Source organism: Streptomyces sp. NBC_00669, from assembly GCF_036226785.1.
In the GTDB taxonomy this organism is placed as follows: domain Bacteria; phylum Actinomycetota; class Actinomycetes; order Streptomycetales; family Streptomycetaceae; genus Actinacidiphila.
Map to the genome: position 1 here is coordinate 6612565 of NZ_CP109018.1, position 18189 is coordinate 6630753.

Annotated in this window: 18 protein-coding genes; 7 read left to right on the forward strand and 11 right to left on the reverse strand. The window is 71.5% G+C overall.

Translation table 11 applies throughout. The annotated features are described in order from the left end of the window. Positions 1–124 precede the first annotated feature (124 nt). Positions 125–1006, forward strand: coding sequence for an NAD(P)-dependent oxidoreductase (locus OG896_RS27910; RefSeq protein WP_329369729.1), 882 nt, complete (start codon positions 125–127; stop codon positions 1004–1006). A gap of 122 nt (positions 1007–1128) precedes the next feature. Here the strand turns inward: OG896_RS27910 and OG896_RS27915 are convergent, their stop codons facing one another. The 8 genes from OG896_RS27915 to OG896_RS27950 all read right to left on the reverse strand — a co-directional run bounded on the left by OG896_RS27915 (position 1129) and on the right by OG896_RS27950 (position 7895). After that, positions 1129–2397: a beta-ketoacyl-[acyl-carrier-protein] synthase family protein gene (locus OG896_RS27915; RefSeq protein WP_329369731.1), complete on the reverse strand. Its 1269-nt coding sequence runs from the start codon at positions 2395–2397 to the stop codon at positions 1129–1131. 108 nt (positions 2398–2505) lie between these two features. Next, complete coding sequence (locus OG896_RS27920; protein ID WP_328463685.1) at positions 2506–2754, reverse strand: acyl carrier protein; 249 nt, start codon at positions 2752–2754, stop codon at positions 2506–2508. A gap of 67 nt (positions 2755–2821) precedes the next feature. Further along, positions 2822–3856: a ketoacyl-ACP synthase III gene (locus OG896_RS27925; RefSeq protein WP_329369733.1), complete on the reverse strand. Its 1035-nt coding sequence runs from the start codon at positions 3854–3856 to the stop codon at positions 2822–2824. Further along, on the reverse strand, positions 3853–4848 hold the full coding sequence (locus tag OG896_RS27930; protein WP_329369735.1) for an ACP S-malonyltransferase: 996 nt from the start codon (positions 4846–4848) through the stop codon (positions 3853–3855). The genes OG896_RS27925 and OG896_RS27930 overlap by 4 nt, the downstream gene beginning before the upstream one ends. Positions 4849–4938: 90 nt before the next feature. Further along, the gene (locus tag OG896_RS27935) at positions 4939–6078 is read right to left on the reverse strand and encodes a PucR family transcriptional regulator (protein WP_328474050.1); all 1140 of its coding nucleotides are present in this window, start codon (positions 6076–6078) and stop codon (positions 4939–4941) included. A gap of 148 nt (positions 6079–6226) precedes the next feature. Continuing rightward, positions 6227–6934 (reverse strand): pirin family protein, encoded by a 708-nt coding sequence (locus OG896_RS27940; protein ID WP_329369736.1) that lies wholly within the window; start codon positions 6932–6934, stop codon positions 6227–6229. Continuing rightward, on the reverse strand, positions 6931–7752 hold the full coding sequence (locus tag OG896_RS27945; RefSeq protein WP_329369737.1) for a serine hydrolase domain-containing protein: 822 nt from the start codon (positions 7750–7752) through the stop codon (positions 6931–6933). Before OG896_RS27945 ends, OG896_RS27940 begins: the two co-directional genes overlap by 4 nt. Before the next feature lie 11 nt (positions 7753–7763). Beyond that, entirely contained in the window at positions 7764–7895 is a 132-nt protein-coding gene (locus OG896_RS27950) for a hypothetical protein (protein WP_329369739.1), read from the reverse strand. Positions 7896–7933: 38 nt separating this feature from the next. Here OG896_RS27950 and OG896_RS27955 point away from each other — a divergent pair, with 38 nt between their 5' ends. Then, a complete protein-coding gene (locus tag OG896_RS27955; RefSeq protein ID WP_329369740.1) occupies positions 7934–8395 on the forward strand; it encodes a MerR family transcriptional regulator in 462 nt (153 codons plus the stop codon). A gap of 33 nt (positions 8396–8428) precedes the next feature. Here OG896_RS27955 and OG896_RS27960 read toward each other — a convergent pair whose 3' ends face one another. From OG896_RS27960 to aceE, 3 genes are all read right to left on the reverse strand, one after another. Continuing rightward, positions 8429–9154 carry a DUF4429 domain-containing protein gene (locus tag OG896_RS27960; RefSeq protein ID WP_328463676.1) on the reverse strand — a complete coding sequence of 242 codons (726 nt, stop codon included), beginning with the start codon at positions 9152–9154 and terminating at the stop codon, positions 8429–8431. 93 nt (positions 9155–9247) lie between these two features. Beyond that, entirely contained in the window at positions 9248–10399 is a 1152-nt protein-coding gene (locus tag OG896_RS27965; protein ID WP_329369742.1) for an alpha/beta hydrolase, read from the reverse strand. Positions 10400–11356: 957 nt separating this feature from the next. Continuing rightward, positions 11357–14104 carry a pyruvate dehydrogenase (acetyl-transferring), homodimeric type gene (gene aceE / locus OG896_RS27970; RefSeq protein WP_329369744.1) on the reverse strand — a complete coding sequence of 916 codons (2748 nt, stop codon included), beginning with the start codon at positions 14102–14104 and terminating at the stop codon, positions 11357–11359. A 449-nt stretch (positions 14105–14553) separates the two neighbouring features. Between aceE and OG896_RS27975 the strand changes: the two genes are divergently transcribed. The 5 genes from OG896_RS27975 (at position 14554) to OG896_RS27995 (ending at position 18160) form a co-directional block, all read left to right on the forward strand. Continuing rightward, positions 14554–14994 (forward strand): DUF3052 domain-containing protein, encoded by a 441-nt coding sequence (locus OG896_RS27975; RefSeq protein WP_103883542.1) that lies wholly within the window; start codon positions 14554–14556, stop codon positions 14992–14994. Positions 14995–15144: 150 nt separating this feature from the next. Beyond that, positions 15145–15603 (forward strand): peroxiredoxin, encoded by a 459-nt coding sequence (locus tag OG896_RS27980; protein ID WP_329369747.1) that lies wholly within the window; start codon positions 15145–15147, stop codon positions 15601–15603. 102 nt (positions 15604–15705) lie between these two features. Then, entirely contained in the window at positions 15706–16281 is a 576-nt protein-coding gene (locus OG896_RS27985) for a TerD family protein (RefSeq protein ID WP_103883544.1), read from the forward strand. Between the two features lie 47 nt (positions 16282–16328). After that, a complete protein-coding gene (locus tag OG896_RS27990) occupies positions 16329–16904 on the forward strand; it encodes a TerD family protein (protein WP_329369749.1) in 576 nt (191 codons plus the stop codon). 62 nt (positions 16905–16966) lie between these two features. After that, a complete protein-coding gene (locus tag OG896_RS27995) occupies positions 16967–18160 on the forward strand; it encodes a DUF475 domain-containing protein (protein ID WP_329369751.1) in 1194 nt (397 codons plus the stop codon). Positions 18161–18189: the final 29 nt, after the last annotated feature.

Here is an 18189-nt window from a genome sequence, read left to right on the forward strand (position 1 = left end):
CACCGCCGTACGTCCGGCCGCGCCACCGCCGTATGACCAGTCGTACGACCAGCCGGACGACCGCGCCGCGTCCCGTCGTACGCGCCGTCCTGTGTTCGCCGCGGCCGCGCAATAGCCTGCTCGCATGCCATCGCAGAAGCTCTCCGTCGCAGTCCTGGGCACCGGCATCATGGGTGCCGGTATGACCCGCAACCTCGCCGCCGCCGGACACGAGGTCCGCGCCTGGAACCGTACGATCGCCCGTGCGCAGCCGCTCGCCGAGGCGGGGGTCCATGTCACCGCCGACCCGGCCGAGGCCGTCCGGGGCGCCGACGTGGTGCTCACGATGCTGCTCGACGGACCCGCCGTGCTCGACGTGATGCGCACGGCCGCGCCCGCGCTGGAGCAGGGCGCGGTGTGGGTGCAGAGCAGCACCGTCGGGCCGGACGCGCAGAGCGAACTGGCCGCGGTCGCCGCGGCGAACGGCCTGCTCTTCCTCGACGCGCCCGTGCTCGGCACCAAGGCGCCCGCGGAGAGCGGCGACCTGACGGTGCTCGCGGCCGGGCCCGCCGCGGCGAAGGCGCTGGCCGGGCCGGTCTTCGAGGCGATCGGCCGCAAGGTCATCTGGGTCGGCGACGACGGGGCCGGCGGCGCCGCGAGCGCGCTCAAGCTGGTGATCAACAGCTGGGTGCTGGCGATCACCAACGCGGCGGGGGAGGTGATGGCCCTGTCCGAAGCGCTCGGGGTGGACCCGGACCGCTTCTTCGAGGCGATCGAGGGCGGCCCGATGGACACGCCGTATCTGCGGCTCAAGGCCGCGGCGATCCGCTCCGGCGACTACACGCCGTCCTTCACGGTCGAGGGCGCCCTCAAGGACCTACGGCTCATCGCCGACGCCGGCGAGCGCAACGGAGTCCGGCTCGACCTCGCGGCCGCGGGGGCGGAGCGCTTCCGGCGCGCCGCCGAACAGGGCCACGGCGCGGACGACATGGCGGCCAACTACTTCGCGAGCTTCCCGCAGGAATAGCCGTTTCCCCGCGTCCGTCGGTAGGGGCCGCCCTTACCAACGGACGCGGGGAACCGCGCGAACAGCCGTCCACGGACCGCAAGGTCCCGGCACCAGGGGTGCGGGCACCCCGGAGGGTCCCGTTACTGCGGCAGTGTCCGCAGGGCCAGGACGACGTTGTGGCCGCCGAACCCGAAGGAGTCGTTGAGTGCCGCGATGGTGCCGGCGGGCAACGGACGGGGCTCGCCGCGGACGACATCCGCGTCCATCTCCGGGTCCGGGTTCTCCAGGTTGATCGTGGGCGGCGCGAGCCGGTTGTGCAGGGCGAGCACGGTCGTCACCGTCTCGATCCCGCCGGCGCCGCCGAGCAGGTGACCGGTCATCGACTTGGTCGCGGAGATCGCCATGTGGTCGACGTCGTCCCCGAACACCTTCCGCAGCGCCTTGAGTTCGGCGATGTCACCCTGCGGGGTGGAGGTCGCGTGCGCGTTGGCGTGCACGATCTCGGCCGGCTTGATGTCGGTGTTCTCCATCAGGTGCTGGAGCGCCGAGGCGATGCCGCGCCCGGACGGCTCCGGCTGCGTGATGTGGTGCGCGTCGGCGGAGATGCCCTGGCCGACCGCCTCGCAGTAGACGCGCGCGCCGCGCGCGGCGGCGTGCTCCACGGACTCCAGGATCACCACGCCGGCGCCCTCGCCGAGCACGAAGCCGTTGCGGGCCGCGTCGTAGGGCCGGGAGGCGCCCTCGGGGTCGTCGTTGTTCTTGGACATCGCCATCATGTTGCCGAAGGCCACGATGGGCAGCGGGTGGATGGCCGCCTCGGTGCCGCCGGCCACCACCACGTCGGCCCGGCCGGTGCGGATCATCTCGATCGCGTAGCCGATCGCCTCCGCGCCGGACGCGCAGGCGCTGACCGGGGTGTGCACGCCCGCGCGGGCGTTCACGTCGATGCCGACGTTCGCCGCCGGGCTGTTGGGCATCAGCATCGGCACGGTGTGCGGGGAGACCTTGCGGACGCCCTGGTTCTTCAGCACGTCGTACTGGTCGAGCAGCGTGGTGACGCCGCCGATGCCGGACGCGATGACCGCGCCCAGCCGGTCCGGGTCGACCGAGGGGTCCTCGCCGGCCTTCGCGGTGAACCCGGCGTCCGCCCATGCCTCGCGCGCCGCGATCAGCGCGAACTGCGCGCTGCGGTCGAGCTTGCGGGCGAGCGGGCGGGGCAGGACCTCGCCGGGCTCGACGGCGATGGTCGCGCCGATGCGCACCGGCAGCTCGGCCGCCCACTCCTGCGGAAGCGTCCGGACACCGGAACGGCCGGCCAGCAGCGCTTCCCAGGTCGACGCGCTGTCGCCACCCAGCGGTGTGGTTGCTCCGATACCGGTGACGACCACGGTGTGATTGGTCGGGCTCACAGGAATTGTCTCTCCACGTCTAGAAGGGCGGGCGACAGGCGCGTCGTCCGGGTGTTCACGGGTCCGCGCGGGACCCGTCACGGGGGGTGAGGCGGCTGGGGGGCCGACTCAGTTCTGGGCCTTGAGGATGTAGTCGACCGCGTCGCCGACCGTCTTGAGGTTCTTGACGTCGTCGTCCGGGATCTTCACGCTGAACTGCTCCTCGGCCGCCACGACGACCTCGACCATGGACAGCGAGTCGACGTCCAGGTCGTCGGTGAAGGACTTGTCGAGCTGCACGTCCTCGGTGGGAATGCCGGCGATCTCGTTCACGATGTCGGCGAGACCGGCGACGATCTCTTCCTTGGTGGCTGCCATGTCTGGGGCGCTCCTTGATGTTTCGCTGTCGATGCGGCGTGCGGGACTGCGGCGCCGCGAGGTGTGTCTAGGGGAGAGTAACGACCGTGGCCGCGTAGACCAGCCCCGCCCCGAACCCGATGATCAGAGCGGTGTCGCCGCTCTTGGCCGCGCCGGACGCGAGCAGCCGCTCCATCGCGAGCGGGATGGAGGCCGCCGAGGTGTTCCCGGTGGTCTCCACGTCCCGGGCCACCGCGACGTGGTCGGGCAGTTTGAGCGCCTTGATCATGGAGTCGATGATGCGCATGTTGGCCTGGTGCGGGATGAAGGCGTCCAGGTCAGCGGCGGAGATCCCGGCGGCGTCCAGCGCCTCCTGGGCCACCCGGGCCATCTCGTAGACCGCCCAGCGGAAGACCGCCTGGCCCTCCTGGGTGATCGCCGGGAACTTGACCTCGCCGTGCGAGTCCACCGGCAGCTGCGACACGTCGCCGCCGCGGAACTGGTCCCAGGCCACCGTCTGGGTGATGGTGCCGGACTTGTCGCCCTCGGAGCCCCAGACCGTCGGTCCTATGGCGGGCTCCTTCGACGGGCCGAGCACGACCGCGCCCGCGCCGTCGCCGAAGAGGAAGGCGGTCGCCCGGTCCTCCTTGTCGGTGAGGTCGCTGAGCCGCTCCACACCGATCACCAGGACATGGCCGGCGGTGCCGTCGGTGATCATGCCCTTGCCGAGGGTCAGGCCGTAGGTGAAGCCCGCGCAGCCGGCCGAGATGTCGAACGCGGCCGGCTTGCCCGCGCCGATCCGGTGCGCGATCTCGGTGGCGACCGCCGGGGTCTGCTTGAAGTGCGAGACGGTCGCGACCACGACGGCGTCGATCTCGGAGGCGTCGATGCCGGCGTCGGCGATCGCCTTGCCGGCCGCCTCGATCGACATCTCCGCGACGGTCTCGTCCGGTCCGGCCCAGTGCCGGGAGGCGATCCCGGACCGGGACCTGATCCACTCGTCGCTGGAGTCGATGTGTTCGAGGATGACCTCGTTGGGAACCACCCGGACCGGGCGGTAGCCGCCCACCCCGCGAATGCGTGCGTGGGGGGCACCCTTGCTGGGGCTGATCTTCGCTGTCATCGCTGCGGGTGCTCCTCTGTCGCGTCCTGCGGGATGGAGTCTGCCGGCGCACCCTGCGGCGGGTTGCCCGCCGTCTCGGCGGCCAGCTCGCGCGCGGCCGCCAGGTGCTCCGGTGTCTTCAGCGCCAGGGTGCGGACCCCTGGCAGGGCGCGCTTGGCCAGGCCGACCAGCGTGCCACCCGGCGACACCTCGATGATCGCGGTGACCCCGAGCTGCTTGAACGTTTCCATGCACAGGTCCCAGCGCACCGGGTGCGAAACCTGCGTGACCAGTCGGCGCACGACCTCCGTGCCCTTGTCCACCTTCTGCCCATCCGCGTTCGAGACATACGGCAAAGAGGGGTCCGCGACGGTCAGATTCGGCGCGAGCGCTTCCAGCGCGGCCACCGCGGGGGCCATGTGGGCGGTGTGGAAGGCGCCGGCCACCGCCAGCGGCCGTACCCGGGAGCCCTCCGGCCGCTGCTCGGCGAGCACGCCGAGCTGCTCCAGGGTGCCGGCCGCCACGATCTGGCCGGCGCCGTTGATGTTCGCCGGGGTGAGGTCGAGGCCGGTCAGGTGGGCGAGCACCGTGTCCTGGTCGCCGCCGAGCACCGCGGACATGCCGGTCTCGGTGACCGCGGCGGCCTCGGCCATCGCGCGGCCGCGGGTGGCCACGAACGACAGCGCGTCCTGCTCGGAGAGGACCCCGGCGAGCACGGCCGCGGTGATCTCGCCGACGCTGTGGCCGGCGACCGCGTCGGGCCGCCCGGTGCCGCCGTTGCCGAACAGGCCGAGCTCACCGGCCGACAGCAACCCGGCGGCCACCAGCAGCGGTTGGGCCACCTTGGTGTCGCGGATCTCGTCCGCGTCGGCCTTCGTGCCGTAGTGGACCAGGTCGAGGCCGACCGTGTCGGACCAGCCCGCGAGGCGGTCGGCCGCGCCGGGCAGGTCGAGCCAGGGGGACAGGAAGCCGGGCGTCTGGGCGCCTTGGCCGGGAGCGACGAGTACGAGCACGTTCACACTCTCTCTCGCGGGCGGGTGTCACCGCCCGTGGGGACAAGGACGAAGAAGTGTCAGCCGATTTGTGGGTGTCCAACAAACGAGTCAGCGAGGCCGGTCGCCGTCCGAGAGACGTCCCAGGATCAGCGCGATGCGCAGGGTGAACGCCGAACGCACGTCGGAAGGTGACCAACCGGTGACATCAGTCACACGTCGCAGCCGGTAGCGAACCGTATTGGGGTGCACGAACAGCATCCGTGCGGCACCTTCGAGCGAGGATGCCTGCTCCAGGTAGACACTCAGAGTCTCCAGTAGCGCCGAGCCCGCCTCTTCAAGCGGCCTGTAGATCTCCTCCACCAGCTGACTGCGAGCATAGCGGTCGCCCGCCATCGCACGCTCCGGTAGCAGATCGTCGGTGAGTACCGGGCGTGGCGCGTCCGGCCAGGCCCGGCACGCCTTGAGGCCGGCCGCGGCGGCCTGCGCGGACCTGGTCGCGGACAGCAGGTCGCCGACCACCGGGCCGGCCACCACCGGACCCGGCGCGAACGGCCCGATCAGCGCCTTCGCCACCCGGATCGGGTCGTCGTCACCGCCGGCGATCACCACCAGCCGCTCGCCGAGCACCCCGGTGAGCACCTGGAGCTTCGCGTGCCGGGAGGCCCGCCGGATCGCCTCCACGGTCAGCTCGCTGTCGCCGTTGGGCGCGGTGCCCAGCACCACCACGATCTTGTCCGGCGAGCTCCAGCCGAGGGCGGCGGCCCGCGACAGCACGCCCTCGTCCGCCTCCCCGGAGAGCACCGCGTTGACCACCAGCGACTCCAGCCGGGCGTCCCACGCGCCGCGCGCCTCGGCGGCCTGCGCGTAGACCTGCGCGGTGGCGAAGGCGATCTCCCGGGCGTAGACGAGCAGCGCCTCGCGCAGCACGCCCTCGTCGCCGGGCGCGGCGACCTCGTCGATCGCCGACTCCATGACCTCGATGGTGGTGCGCACCATTTCCACCGTCTGGCGCAGCGAGATGGCCCGGGTCAACTCGCGCGGCGCGGTGCCGAAGACGTCGGTGCTGATCGCCTGCGGGGCCTCGGGGTGGCGGAACCACTCGGTGAACGCGGCGATACCGGCCTGCGCGACCAGCCCGATCCAGCTGCGGTTCTCCGGGGGCATCGCCCGGTACCAGGGAAGTTGCTCGTCCATCCGCGCGATGGCGTGCGCGGCCAGCCGGCCGGCGGACTTCTCCAGCCGCCGCAGGGTCGCGGCGTGGTCGCCGCGGGGCGGCTCCGAGGAGGCGTGCGGGGGCTGCCGCTTCTGCGGGTTCTGCGGGCGTTGCGCGGGAGGAGGCACGGTCCAAGCCTGCCTTATGGGTGTGGCCGCGCAGGTGGCGGGTTGTCCGTTTCGGCTATCCGTACGACGGTTCGGCGGTCATCCGCCACACCAGGTACTCGGCATCGGGGGGCGCTTCGGCCTGCCGGGCGCGGGAGTTGGCGGCGCGCAGGGCGTCACCGGGGCCGAGTTCGCGGCCGTCCACCCGGACCGTGCCGCGCAGCACGTGCAGGTAGAGGAACGGGGCGTCCGGCAACGGGCCCGAGCCGCGCGCCAGGTGCAGCGCGGCGTGCGGCTGGCGCAGCGGCAGCGGCGCGTCCGGCGCGGCGGAGGCGAGCAGGTACGGGCCGGGCCCCGGCGGTGCGACGTCGGTGGCCACGGAGTGCCGGGACGGGCCGCCGGCCGGGTCCGGGTGCAGCCACATCTGGAGGAAACGGCACGGATCGGCGCCCGGGTTGCGCTCGACATGGCGAACGCCGCCGCCCGCGCTGAGCAGTTGGGCGTCGCCGGCGCGCAGCCGGGTCGCGACGCCCTCGGTGTCGCGGTGCTCCAACTCGCCCTCGATCACCCAGGTGACGATCTCGGTGTCGCGGTGGGTGTGCTCGGCGAAGCCCGCGCCGGGCGCCAACCGCTCCTCGTTGCACGCCAGCAGCAGCCCGAACCGTACGTTCGCCGGGTCGTAGAAGCCCGCGAAGGAGAACGCGTGCCGCGTCTCGATCCCGGCCGACGGGTCCCCGCCGGTGTAGCGGCGCTCCGCCCGCCACACCTCGCCCGCCGCGGTCATCCGGCCGCCCGCAGTTCGGTGAGCACCGCGTCGGTCAGCCGCGGCCACAGGGGCAGCGCCCACTCGCCGAAGGGGCGGTCGGTCAGCGCCACGCAGGCCGCGCCCGCGACCGGGTCGATCCACAGGAAGGTGCCGGACTGGCCGAAGTGGCCGAAAGTCGCGGGGGAGGAGAGCGCGCCGGTCCAGTGCGGGGACTTGGCGGCGCGGATCTCGAAGCCCAGGCCCCAGTCGTTCGGGTCCTGGCGGCCGTAGCCGGGCAGTACGCCCTTCAGGCCGGGGAACGCCACGGAGGTCGCGGTCGCGACCGTGGAGGGGTGCAGCAGCCGCGGGGCCTGCACCTCGGCGGCGAACTTCAGCAGGTCCGCGACGGTGGAGACGCCGTCGGCCGCGGGGGAGCCGTCCAGCGTGGTGTCCGCCATGCCCAGCGGCTCCAGCACCGCCTGGCGGGCGTACTCCGCGAACGGGATGCCGGCCGCCTTCGCGAGGGCCTCGCCCAGCGCCTCGAACCCGGAGTTCGAGTAGATGCGGCGGGTGCCGGGGGCGGCCATCACCTTCGGGGCGTCGAAGGCGAGGCCGGAGGCGTGGGCGAGCAGGTGCCGAACCGTCGCGCCCTCGGGGCCCGCCGGGTCGTCCAGCTCGAACACGCCCTCCTCCCAGGCCACGAGTACCGCGTACGCCGCGAGCGGCTTCGTCACCGACGCCAGGGGGTAGCTCCGCTGGAGGGTGCCGTACGTCCCGGCCACGGTGCCGTCCGCCCGGACCACGCCGGCGGAGGCGTTGGGCACCGGCCATTGCGCGATCATCGCCAAGCTGTCCATGGGGCCTGACCCTACGGGGTGGGGGGTTCTGCCGGTTCCGGGACCACCTGCGAGTCGGGGCCGGTCGCGCAGTTGCCCGCGCCCCTGAACATGCGCGGCTCGCTCCGCGAGAAGACGCCCACCACCGGGGGCGCCTTGCTCACTTGCCTAGAGTGCGCTCGAAGGTCTTAGCGTAAGAGGTATGACGGTCGTGCAGGTGGCGAAGAGCAAGCCGAGCAACACAGCGAGTTGCGAGGACCCGGAGACGCATCTGCGGCCGGACGGGCAGGACCAGTACACGATCAGCGAGGTCGCGGAGTTCACCGGGCTGAGCGCGCACACTTTGCGCTGGTACGAGCGGATCGGGCTGATGCCGCATGTGGACCGCTCGCACACCGGCCAGCGCCGGTTCAGCAACCGGGACCTGGACTGGCTCGCCTTCGTCGGGAAGCTGCGGCTGACCGGGATGCCGGTCGCGGACATGGTGACGTACGCGGAGATGGTGCGGGCCGGCGACCACACCTACGGCGAGCGGCAGGCGCTGCTGGAGTCCACCCGGGTGGACGTGGTCCGGCGGATCACCGAACTCCAGGACACCCTCACGGTGCTGGACCACAAGATCAGCACCTACGCCTGCTCCCGGGCGCCGGAACGGACCGCGTGAGCGGAGCGCCGCCGCGCCGCCGCCGTCCCCGTCCTACGGCCTGACGCGGCTGGTACGGATCGCCGCCAGCACCGCCGCGGCGAACGGGAGCGACTCGTGCACCGAGCCGTACCCGAGCCCGAAGATCACGCTCGCCGGGTCGCGGTCGGCGGGGGGCAGCGGCTCGGCCGGGTCGCGCAGCAGCAGCCGCAGGTGGCCGTGGACCTGCTCCGGTGAGCGCCAGTCGACGCCGCACAACTCCTCGACGGGGAAGGTCTGGTCGCCGGAGTTCCACTTCGCGGTGGAGGCGCCGGTGCGGAACCAGTGGAAGCCGACCGCGTGGCCGTCGAAGGTGGCCTTCGCGTCGTACGCCTTGAAGGAGCGCGGTACCGCGGGGGCCGGCACCAGGTAGCGCCCGCCGGGCGGGTCCGCGGTGACCGCGGCGGTGCGGACGGCGGCCAGCAGGTCGTCCCGGGCGGCCTCGGCGAGTTCGGCGCTCTGCTCGGGCAGCACCAGCCGGTAGGGATCGGCGCTCTCCCGCAGTTGCCCGCCGGCGACCTCGATGAGCGGGTCGACGCCGGGGTGCGGGGTCGCGCGCAGGACCACGGTGCCGCGGCGGCCGGGCACCAGCTCCACGTCCTCCAGCGCCTCGTGCGGCACCCGCCGCTCACCGAGCGCCTGGAGTAGCCGGGAGCCTCGTACGCCTCTGCTGTACCGGATCACCACGGCGTCGGGTTCGAATTCCCACACGGCGTTGCTCCCGGCCAGCACTTCACCCATAAGGCCCAGCTTATGGCCGCCTCGGCGGACTGTGCCCCTTACCCGCTACGCGCGTCATCGAAAGGGGGACGGGTTTTCCCGGCCGCGCCCGGCTCAGCCAAGACCACTGGTGCAGGTGTTCTCCGTGGGGCAGGTGATCGCCGAGTAGTCGCCGAGGGCGATGTCCGCGAAGTTGGCGAGACTGGTCGTCCCGGGGACGAAGTAGCCGCCGTGGCCGTCGGCGCCGTCGGTACTGATCACCCGGGCGCCGAAGCCGCCGGAGACCGGGTCGGGGCCGTGGCCGAGCCCGGCGAACTCCACGTGCGGCACGTCGCCGATCCAGTCCCCGGAGTCCCGGGCCGCCCAGACGTGCGCGGTGGTGTGCAGGGCGGCGACGTCGCGGGCACGCATGCCCGGGCTGCCCATGACGGCGATGTCGCGGACCCGGCCGGGCGGCAGGTGCGGAGCGGCCAGCCCGCACAGCACCGAGCCGTAGGAGTGGCAGAACAGCGCCACGTCGCGGCGGCGGGGGAGCGCGGCGAGGAGCGATTCGAGCCGGACCGCTCCTCGGGCGGCGAGGGTGCCGGTGGAGGCTTCCAGGCCGAGGCCGTCCGGGGCGGTGTAGCCCGCCCAGGCGATCACCGCGGTGCGGGCGTCCGGCCGGTCGAGCCGCTCGGCGCCGTACAGCGCGCGGGCCATGCCGGCGGTGGCGGCGTACCGCTTGGCGTCGTCCCGCTCGAAGTCGGCCAGGTCGGTGGCGACGCCGGGGACGACCACCGCGACATGGGTCGCGGTGCGCAGGTCGCCGAGCACCTCGGCGATGTGGCCGTCGCCGGTCGGGTCGAAGGCGAGGATCTGCCGGTGGCCGGCGAGCAGGGACGTGTAGCGGTCGGCGAGGTCGGTCATGGCGGCGCGACCGACCGGGGTGAGCGCGTCGCTGCGCTCGTCGGCGAGGGCGGCGGCCCGCTGCCGGGTCAGCGCGAGCCGGTTGGCGCCGTAGCGCAGGGCCGGGTCGACCCCGTCGAGGTTGCCGACGACCAGGGGGTAGCGCCGGGCCAGGCCGAGCCGCTGGGCGCCGGTGAGCGAGGCGAAGAAGCGGGCGACGGCGCCGGGCGGCGCGTCCGGGTCCGGCAGCCGCCGGGCGCCGACGGTGCCGTGGGTCCAGGCGGCGAGCGCGGCGGCCATCGCGTCCTTCGCCGCGCGCGGCGACAGCGTGGCCGTCCACCCGGTGGTCGCCAGCAGCACGAAGATGACCGCCAGGGCCACCAGCGGACGCGCCCCGCTCGGGAGCCCCTGGCGCCTCCGCCCCCCGGTGCGCCGTCCCCGCCCGCCGGCCGGCGCCCACACGCCCACGGGCGCGTCCCTCGGCGCCCGGCTCGCGGGCACGGCGACCCGTCCGTGCGGACCCCTGACCGGGCGCCCACCACTCGGGGACAGCGTGCCCGTACGTGCGGGCGGCAGCGTCACTCGCTCATGCCTTGCGGGCTCCGTCCCGGTGGATGTACGGGCTGCGGTCACTTCCTACGGTTCGTCCGGGATGCTACGGCACCCCCCACCCCTCACCCCGCCGCCGCGCCCGCCCACCCCGCCCACCGGCACCCGAAGTGCTCCCCCTGGACCCCGCCGCGGGCACCCCCGCCCGGCCGGGTCTTTTCGAGGGCGCGGGGCAGGTGGTCCAGGGACGGACAGAACACCCCTGCCCGGGCGGGTCCTTTCAGGGGCGCGGGGCAGGTGGTCCGGGGACGGACGGAACCCCCCGCCCGGGCGGGTCCTTTCAGGGGCGCGGGGAACTGCGCGACAAGCCCACCGCTCACAGGTGGTCCGGGTGTGGGCAGTGCCCCCTGCCCGGGCGGGTCTTTTCGGGGGCGCGGGGAACTGCGCGACAAGCCCACCGCTCACAGGTGGTCCGGGTGTGGGCAGTGCCCCCTGCCCGGGCGGGTCTTTTCGGGGGCGCGGGGAACTGCGCGACAAGCCCCCCACCGGCAGGTGGTCCGGGGACGGACAGAACACCCCTGCCCGGGCGGGTCTTTTCGGGGGCGCGGGGAACTGCGCGACAAGCCCCCCACCGGCAGGTGGTCCGGGGACGGACAGAACATCCCCGCCCGGGCGGTCCCGTCACCCCCGAACGCACGGCGGGCCCGCCCCGGAAAAACCGGTGCGGGCCCACCCGTGGTCTCGCTGACCGCTGACCGCTGACCGCTGACCGCGGAGCGCAGCGCAGCGCTACGCGTCGCCGCCCGCCGCGCCCGGGTGAGCCGCGGAGGCGTCCAGCAGCTGGTAGCGGTCCACCGCCTGCTTGAGCGCAGAGCGATCGACCTTCCCGTCGGCAGCCAGCTCGGTGAGCACCGCCAGCACCACCGACTGCGCGTCGATGTGGAAGAAGCGGCGCGCCGCCCCCCGCGTGTCGGCGAAGCCGAAACCGTCCGCGCCGAGCGAGGTGTACCGCCCCGGCACCCAGCGGGCGATCTGGTCCGGCACCGACCTCATCCAGTCCGACACGGCCACGAACGGCCCCTGCGCCCCGGACAGCTTGCGGGTCACCCACGGCACCCGCTGCTCCTCCTCGGGGTGCAGCAGGTTGTGCTCCTCGACCGCCACGGCCTCGCGGCGCAGCTCGTTCCAGGAGGTGGCCGACCAGACGTCGGCGCGCACGTTCCACTCCTCCGCGAGGATGCGCTGGGCCTCCAGCGCCCACGGCACCGCCACACCGGACGCGAGGATCTGCGCCGGGATCTCGCCGGCGCTGCCCGGCTGGAACCGGTGCACGCCCTTGAGGATGCCCTCGACGTCCACGTCGGCGGGCTCGGCCGGGTGCTGGATCGGCTCGTTGTAGACCGTGAGGTAGTAGAAGACGTCCTCGCCGGGCTTGCCGTCCGCGGTCTCGCCGTACATCCGGCGCAGGCCGTCCTTGACGATGTGCGCGATCTCGAAGCCGTACGCGGGGTCGTAGGCGACGCAGGCCGGGTTGGTCGAGGCCAGCAGCTGGGAGTGGCCGTCGGCGTGCTGGAGACCTTCACCCGTCAGGGTGGTCCGGCCGGCCGTCGCGCCGAGCACGAAGCCGCGCGCGAGCTGGTCGGCCATCTGCCAGAACTGGTCGCCGGTGCGCTGGAAACCGAACATCGAGTAGAAGACGTAGACCGGGATCAGCGGCTCGCCGTGGGTGGCGTACGCCGAGCCCGCGGCGATCAGCGAGGCGGTGCAGCCCGCCTCGGAGATGCCGTCGTGCAGCATCTGGCCGGTCGGCGACTCCTTGTAGGCGAGCAGCAGTTCGCGGTCGACCGACTCGTACTGCTGGCCGAGCGGGTTGTAGATCTTCGCGCTCGGGAAGAACGCGTCCATGCCGAAGGTGCGGTACTCGTCCGGGGCGATCAGCACGAACCGCTTGCCGATCTCCTTGTCCCGCATCAGGTCCTTCAGGATGCGGACGAACGCCATCGTGGTGGCGATCGACTGCTGGCCGGAGCCCTTCCTCGCCGCCGCGTACACCTTGTCCTCCGGCAGCGTCAGCGGCTTGGCGCGGACGATCCGGGTCGGTACGTAGCCACCGCACGCCTTGCGGTGGTCGTGCATGTACTGGATCTCCTCGGAGTCCCGGCCGGGGTGGTAGTACGGCGGGTAGCCCTCGTCGAGCCGCTGGTCGGTGATCGGCAGGTGCAGCCGGTCCCGGAAGCGCTTGAGGTCGTCGACGGTGAGCTTCTTCATCTGGTGGGTCGCGTTGCGGCCCTCGAAGTTCGGGCCCAGCGTCCAGCCCTTGATGGTCTGGGCGAGGATCACGGTCGGCTGGCCCTTGTGCGCCAGGGCCGCGGTGTAGGCGGCGAAGACCTTGCGGTGGTCGTGCCCGCCGCGCCCGAGGTGCAGGATCTGCTCGTCGGTGAGGTCCTCGACCATCTTGCGCAGCCGCTGGTCACTGCCGAAGAAGTGCTCGCGGATGTACGCGCCGGTCTCGGTGGCGTACGTCTGGAACTGGCCGTCCGGGGTGGTGTTCATCTTGTTGACCAGCAGGCCGTCGCGGTCCTGGGCCAGCAGCGGGTCCCAGGAGCGGTCCCAGACCAGCTTGATGACGTTCCAGCCGGCGCCGCGGAACTGCGACTCCAGCTCCTGGATGATCTTGCCGTTGCCGCGCACCGGGCCGTCGAGCCGCTGGAGGTTGCAGTTGACCACGAAGGTCAGGTTGTCCAGGCCCTCGCGGGCGGCGATGGACAGCTGGCCCAGCGACTCCGGCTCGTCCATCTCGCCGTCGCCGAGGAACGCCCACACGTGCGACTTGGAGGTGTCGGCGATGCCGCGCGCCTCCATGTAGCGGTTCATCCGGGCCTGGTAGATCGCGCCGAGCGGGCCGAGGCCCATGGACACGGTCGGGAACTCCCAGAAGTCCGGCATCAGCCGCGGGTGCGGGTAGCTGGACAGGCCGTCGGGGGCCTTCGACTTCTCCTGCCGGAACGCGTCGAGCTGCGCCTCGGTGAGCCGGTCGAGCAGGAACGCGCGCGCGTAGATGCCCGGCGAGGCGTGGCCCTGGAAGAAGACCTGGTCACCGCCGAGGCCGTCGTCCTTGCCGCGGAAGAAGTGGTTGAAGCCCACGTCGTACAGCGACGCCGAGGAGGCGAAGGTCGCGATGTGGCCGCCGACCCCGATGCCGGGGCGCTGGGCGCGCGAGACCATCACCGCGGCGTTCCACCGGGTGGCGTTGAGGATCTTGCGTTCGATCTCCTCATTGCCGGGGAAGAACGGCTCGTCCTTGGTGGCGATGGTGTTGACGTAGTCGCTGCTGCGCATCTCGGGGACCGCGACACGCTTCTCGCGGGCCCGTTCGATCAGGCGGAGCATCAGGTAGCGGGCGCGCTCCCGGCCCCGCTCGTCGATGGCCGCGTCGAGCGAGTCGAGCCATTCCGCCGTCTCCTCGGGATCGAAATCCGGGACCTGGCTGGGAAGGCCGCCAATGATGATCGGGTTGCGATCTGATCCGGAAGCCACGCTGTTCCTTCGCTCACTAGGACTGCTACGGGATGTCTCTGGACGTGATGGAGTGGCCGCCGACGGCGGCACGCGCCGCGTCCATCGTGTACCGAGGCCGTTCGATACGTCATCTCTACCGGGCGGTAACCCCAGGTGGGCGGCCAAATCCGAACTCTACGCCCAGTCGGACGTACGACCGACTCGCGGTGCCAACACTCTGCAAAACGGGCAACCCCGGCAGATGTCCGTGATCTGCGTCACCATGGGAGAGTGCGCAGGGCGGCGGTGAAGCGGGGAACTTGCCATGAAGACGGTCGAATCGTCACCGTTTCGACGGTCTCGTACGGCGGGTACTTGCGCGATCCGCCCCGCCCGTGTGGACTACCGCCAATAAGCTCGCACCGTCGCGGGCACATACAGACCATGAAGACCCGCACGAAATCTGTGCCCATGACAGGAGGCAAAGCGTGAGCGCGACCGCGGACCACGCGGAGGAGCGGACCAACCCGGCGAGCCGGCTTGGTTTCGAGCCCGGACAGGTGGTCCAGGAGCTCGGGTACGACGAGGATTGCGACCAGGAGCTCCGTGAGGGGATCGAGGAGCTCACGGGTGAGGAGCTCGCCGACGAGGAGTACGACGACGTGCCCGACGCCGTCCTGCTGTGGTTCCGCGAGGACGACGGCGACCTCACCGACGCGCTCGTCGACGCCACGTCGACGATCGACCCCGGCGCCCCGATCTGGCTCATGACCCCGAAGACCGGGCGTGACGGCCACGTGGAGCCGAGCGAGATCGGTGAAGCGGCGCAGACTGCCGGCCTGGCCCAGACCAGCAGTGTCAACGCGGCGAAGGACTGGACGGGCAGCCGTCTGGTAACCCCGAAGGCGGCCAAAGCCGGCAAGCGGTAGGCGGTACGGACCGCGCCGTAGTGGGTCGCGGTCCGTTTCCGGCCGCGCCGCCGCCGTGGCTTGTCGCGCGGTTCCCCGCGCCCCGGGTAGGCACGGCCGCACCCGGGGCGTGGGGAACCTCATGTCCGCTTGGCGCAGGGAGCCGTTTTCATGCCGATCGACGCGGGCGGACCCGCACCTGATCTGCGGCTGAGGGACCAGCACGGCCGCACCGTCGCCCTGGACGACTTCCGGGGCGTCAAGAACGTCCTGCTGATCTTCTTCCCGTTCGCCTTCACCAGCGTGTGCTCGGGCGAACTCCAGGCGATCCAGAACGAGTTGGCCTCGTTCCAGAACGAGCACAACCAGGTGCTCGCGGTGTCCTGCGACTCCATGCACGCACTGCGCGCCTTCTCCGACGCCGAGGGCCTGGACTTCCCGCTGCTGAGCGACTTCTGGCCGCATGGAACGGTTTCCCGCGCCTACGGCGTCTTCGCCGAGGAGAAGGGCTGCGCGCTGCGCGGCACTTTCGTGATCGACCGGCAGGGTCTGGTGCGGTGGACCGTGGTGAACGGCCTGCCGGACGCGCGTGATCTCGGCCAGTACGCGAAAGCGCTGTCCGCGCTGTAGCCAATCGGGAACGGGTCACTAAGCTCTGGACGTTGATCCAGCAAGCGCAGCACACAACGACCCACACCGCACCGACGGGCGGGGAAACCGACAGGAGGACTCGTGGGAGTCAGCCTCAGCAAGGGTGGCAACGTCTCGCTGACCAAGGAGGCGCCGAACCTCACGGCGGTCGTCGTCGGTCTGGGCTGGGACGCCCGCACCACCACCGGCAGCGACTTCGACCTCGACGCGAGTGCGCTGCTCACCGACGAGCAGGGCAAGGTCCTTTCCGACCAGCACTTCGTCTTCTTCAACAACCTCAAGAGCCCGGACGGCTCGGTCGAGCACACCGGCGACAACCTCACCGGTGAGGGCGAGGGCGACGACGAGGTGATCAACGTCAGCCTGGCCACCGTGCCGGCGAACGTGGCGAAGATCGTCTTCCCGGTGTCCATCTACGACGCCGAGCCGCGCCAGCAGAGCTTCGGCCAGGTGCGCAACGCCTACATCCGCGTGGTCAACGCGGCGGACGGCGCCGAACTGGCCCGTTACGACCTCACCGAGGACGCCTCGACCGAGACGGCGATGGTCTTCGGCGAGCTGTACCGGCACGGCGCGGAGTGGAAGTTCCGCGCGATCGGCCAGGGATACGCCTCGGGCCTGCGCGGCATCGCCCAGGACTTCGGCGTCAACGTCTGACCGCCGGCACGCTGCCCACCACCACGTTTGAGGGGGAAAGGACCACGATGGGCGTCACGCTCGCCAAGGGGGGCAACGTCTCCCTGTCCAAGGCCGCGCCGAATCTCACCCAGGTGCAGATCGGCCTCGGCTGGAGGGCCCGTTCGACCACCGGTGCCGACTTCGACCTGGACGCCAGCGCGCTGCTGTGCTCCGGCGGCCGGGTGCTGGGGGACGAGTACTTCGTCTTCTACAACAATCTGAAGAGCCCGGAGGGCTCCGTCGAGCACACCGGCGACGACCTCACCGGCGGCAGCGGCGGTGACGACGAGACGATCCTGGTCGACCTGACGAAGGTGCCGGCCACCGTCGACAAGGTCGTCTTCCCCGTCTCGATCTACGACGCCGACGCCCGGGTGCAGACCTTCGGGCAGGTCAGCGACGCCTACATCCGCGTGCTCAACCAGTCCGACGGCGTCGAACTGGCCCGCTACGACCTCACCGAGGACGCCTCGACCGAGACGGCGATGATCTTCGGCGAGCTGTACCGGTACGGCGGCGAGTGGAAGTTCCGTGCAGTAGGCCAGGGGTATGCCTCGGGGCTGCGCGGTATCGCCCTAGACTTCGGGGTCAACGTTTCGTAAAGCCGCGCACCGCGCGGGGGACCCTTGGCTCAAGGGATCACAAGGGATTGGGTGGGAAGCACGTGCTCCTCAGAACATTCGGCTGGTCACTCGGCATCACTGCCGCCGGCCTGGCCCTGGCCGGCATCCTCTGGGGAGGCAAAGGGCTCGCCATCGTGGCGATCCTGTCCATCCTCGAGATCTCGCTCTCCTTCGACAACGCGGTCATCAACGCGGGCATCGTCCGCAAGCTGAACGCGTTCTGGCAGAAGATCTTCCTCACCATCGGTGTGCTGATCGCGGTCTTCGGCATGCGGTTGGTCTTCCCGATCATCATCGTGGCCGTCACCGCGAAGCTCAGCCCGTGGGAAGCGGTCCGGATCGCGGTCAACGACCACGACCGCTACGAGAACCTCGTCTCCAACGCCCACCCGGCGATCGCCGCCTTCGGCGGCATGTTCCTGCTGATGATCTTCCTCGACTTCATCTTCGAGGAGCGGGACATCAACTGGCTGTCCTGGCTGGAGAAGCCGCTGGCCAAGCTCGGCAAGCTGGACATGCTGTCGGTGGCGGTGGCGATGATCGTCCTGGTCATCGCGGGCACCACGGTCGCGGACTCGGTGCCGCTGCACGGTGGGCACGGCACGGTCGACAAGGCCGAGACGGTCCTGCTGGCGGGTGTCGCCGGTCTGATCACCTACCTGGTGGTCGGCGGCATCTCCGGCTTCTTCGAGGAGCGGCTGGAGGACGACGAGGACGAGGACGGCGACGAGGACGGCGAGGGCCCCAAGGCCGTCGAGGAACCCTCGCTGGGCGCCAAGGTCCCCGCGGCCACCAGCGGCGCCAACGTGGCCCGGACGGTCGGTCTGGCCGGCAAGGCCGCGTTCTTCATGTTCCTGTACCTGGAAGTCATCGACGCGTCGTTCTCCTTCGACGGCGTCATCGGCGCCTTCGCGATCAGCAACGACATCTTCGAGATCGCCCTGGGTCTGGGCATCGGCGCGATGTACATCCGGTCGCTCACCGTCTACCTGGTCCGCAAGGGCACCCTGGACGACTACGTCTACCTGGAGCACGGCGCGCACTACGCGATCGGCGCGCTGGCGGTCATCCTGCTCATCACGATCAAGTACGACGTCAGCGAGGTCATCACCGGCCTGGTCGGCGTTGTCCTGATCGCGGCGTCCTACTGGTCGTCGGTGGTACGCAACCGCCGTCTCGGGGAAGGCTCTGGTCAGTCGGACGACGACAAGGCGGAAGTCTCGTCCGGGGTGTGACCCCCGGCCGCGCACGCGCCGCTGCCCCC

What these genes read in the sequence shown, in the direction of transcription:
- OG896_RS27910 (WP_329369729.1), top strand. Translation starts at nt 125, where the DNA reads ATGCCATCGCAGAAGCTCTCCGTCGCAGTCCTGGGCACCGGCATCATG.
- OG896_RS27920 (WP_328463685.1), bottom strand. Translation starts at nt 2,754, where the DNA reads ATGGCAGCCACCAAGGAAGAGATCGTCGCCGGTCTCGCCGACATCGTG.
- OG896_RS27925 (WP_329369733.1), bottom strand. Translation starts at nt 3,856, where the DNA reads ATGACAGCGAAGATCAGCCCCAGCAAGGGTGCCCCCCACGCACGCATT.
- OG896_RS27940 (WP_329369736.1), bottom strand. Translation starts at nt 6,934, where the DNA reads ATGACCGCGGCGGGCGAGGTGTGGCGGGCGGAGCGCCGCTACACCGGC.
- OG896_RS27945 (WP_329369737.1), bottom strand. Translation starts at nt 7,752, where the DNA reads ATGGACAGCTTGGCGATGATCGCGCAATGGCCGGTGCCCAACGCCTCC.
- OG896_RS27955 (WP_329369740.1), top strand. Translation starts at nt 7,934, where the DNA reads ATGACGGTCGTGCAGGTGGCGAAGAGCAAGCCGAGCAACACAGCGAGT.
- OG896_RS27960 (WP_328463676.1), bottom strand. Translation starts at nt 9,154, where the DNA reads ATGGGTGAAGTGCTGGCCGGGAGCAACGCCGTGTGGGAATTCGAACCC.
- OG896_RS27980 (WP_329369747.1), top strand. Translation starts at nt 15,145, where the DNA reads ATGCCGATCGACGCGGGCGGACCCGCACCTGATCTGCGGCTGAGGGAC.
- OG896_RS27990 (WP_329369749.1), top strand. Translation starts at nt 16,329, where the DNA reads ATGGGCGTCACGCTCGCCAAGGGGGGCAACGTCTCCCTGTCCAAGGCC.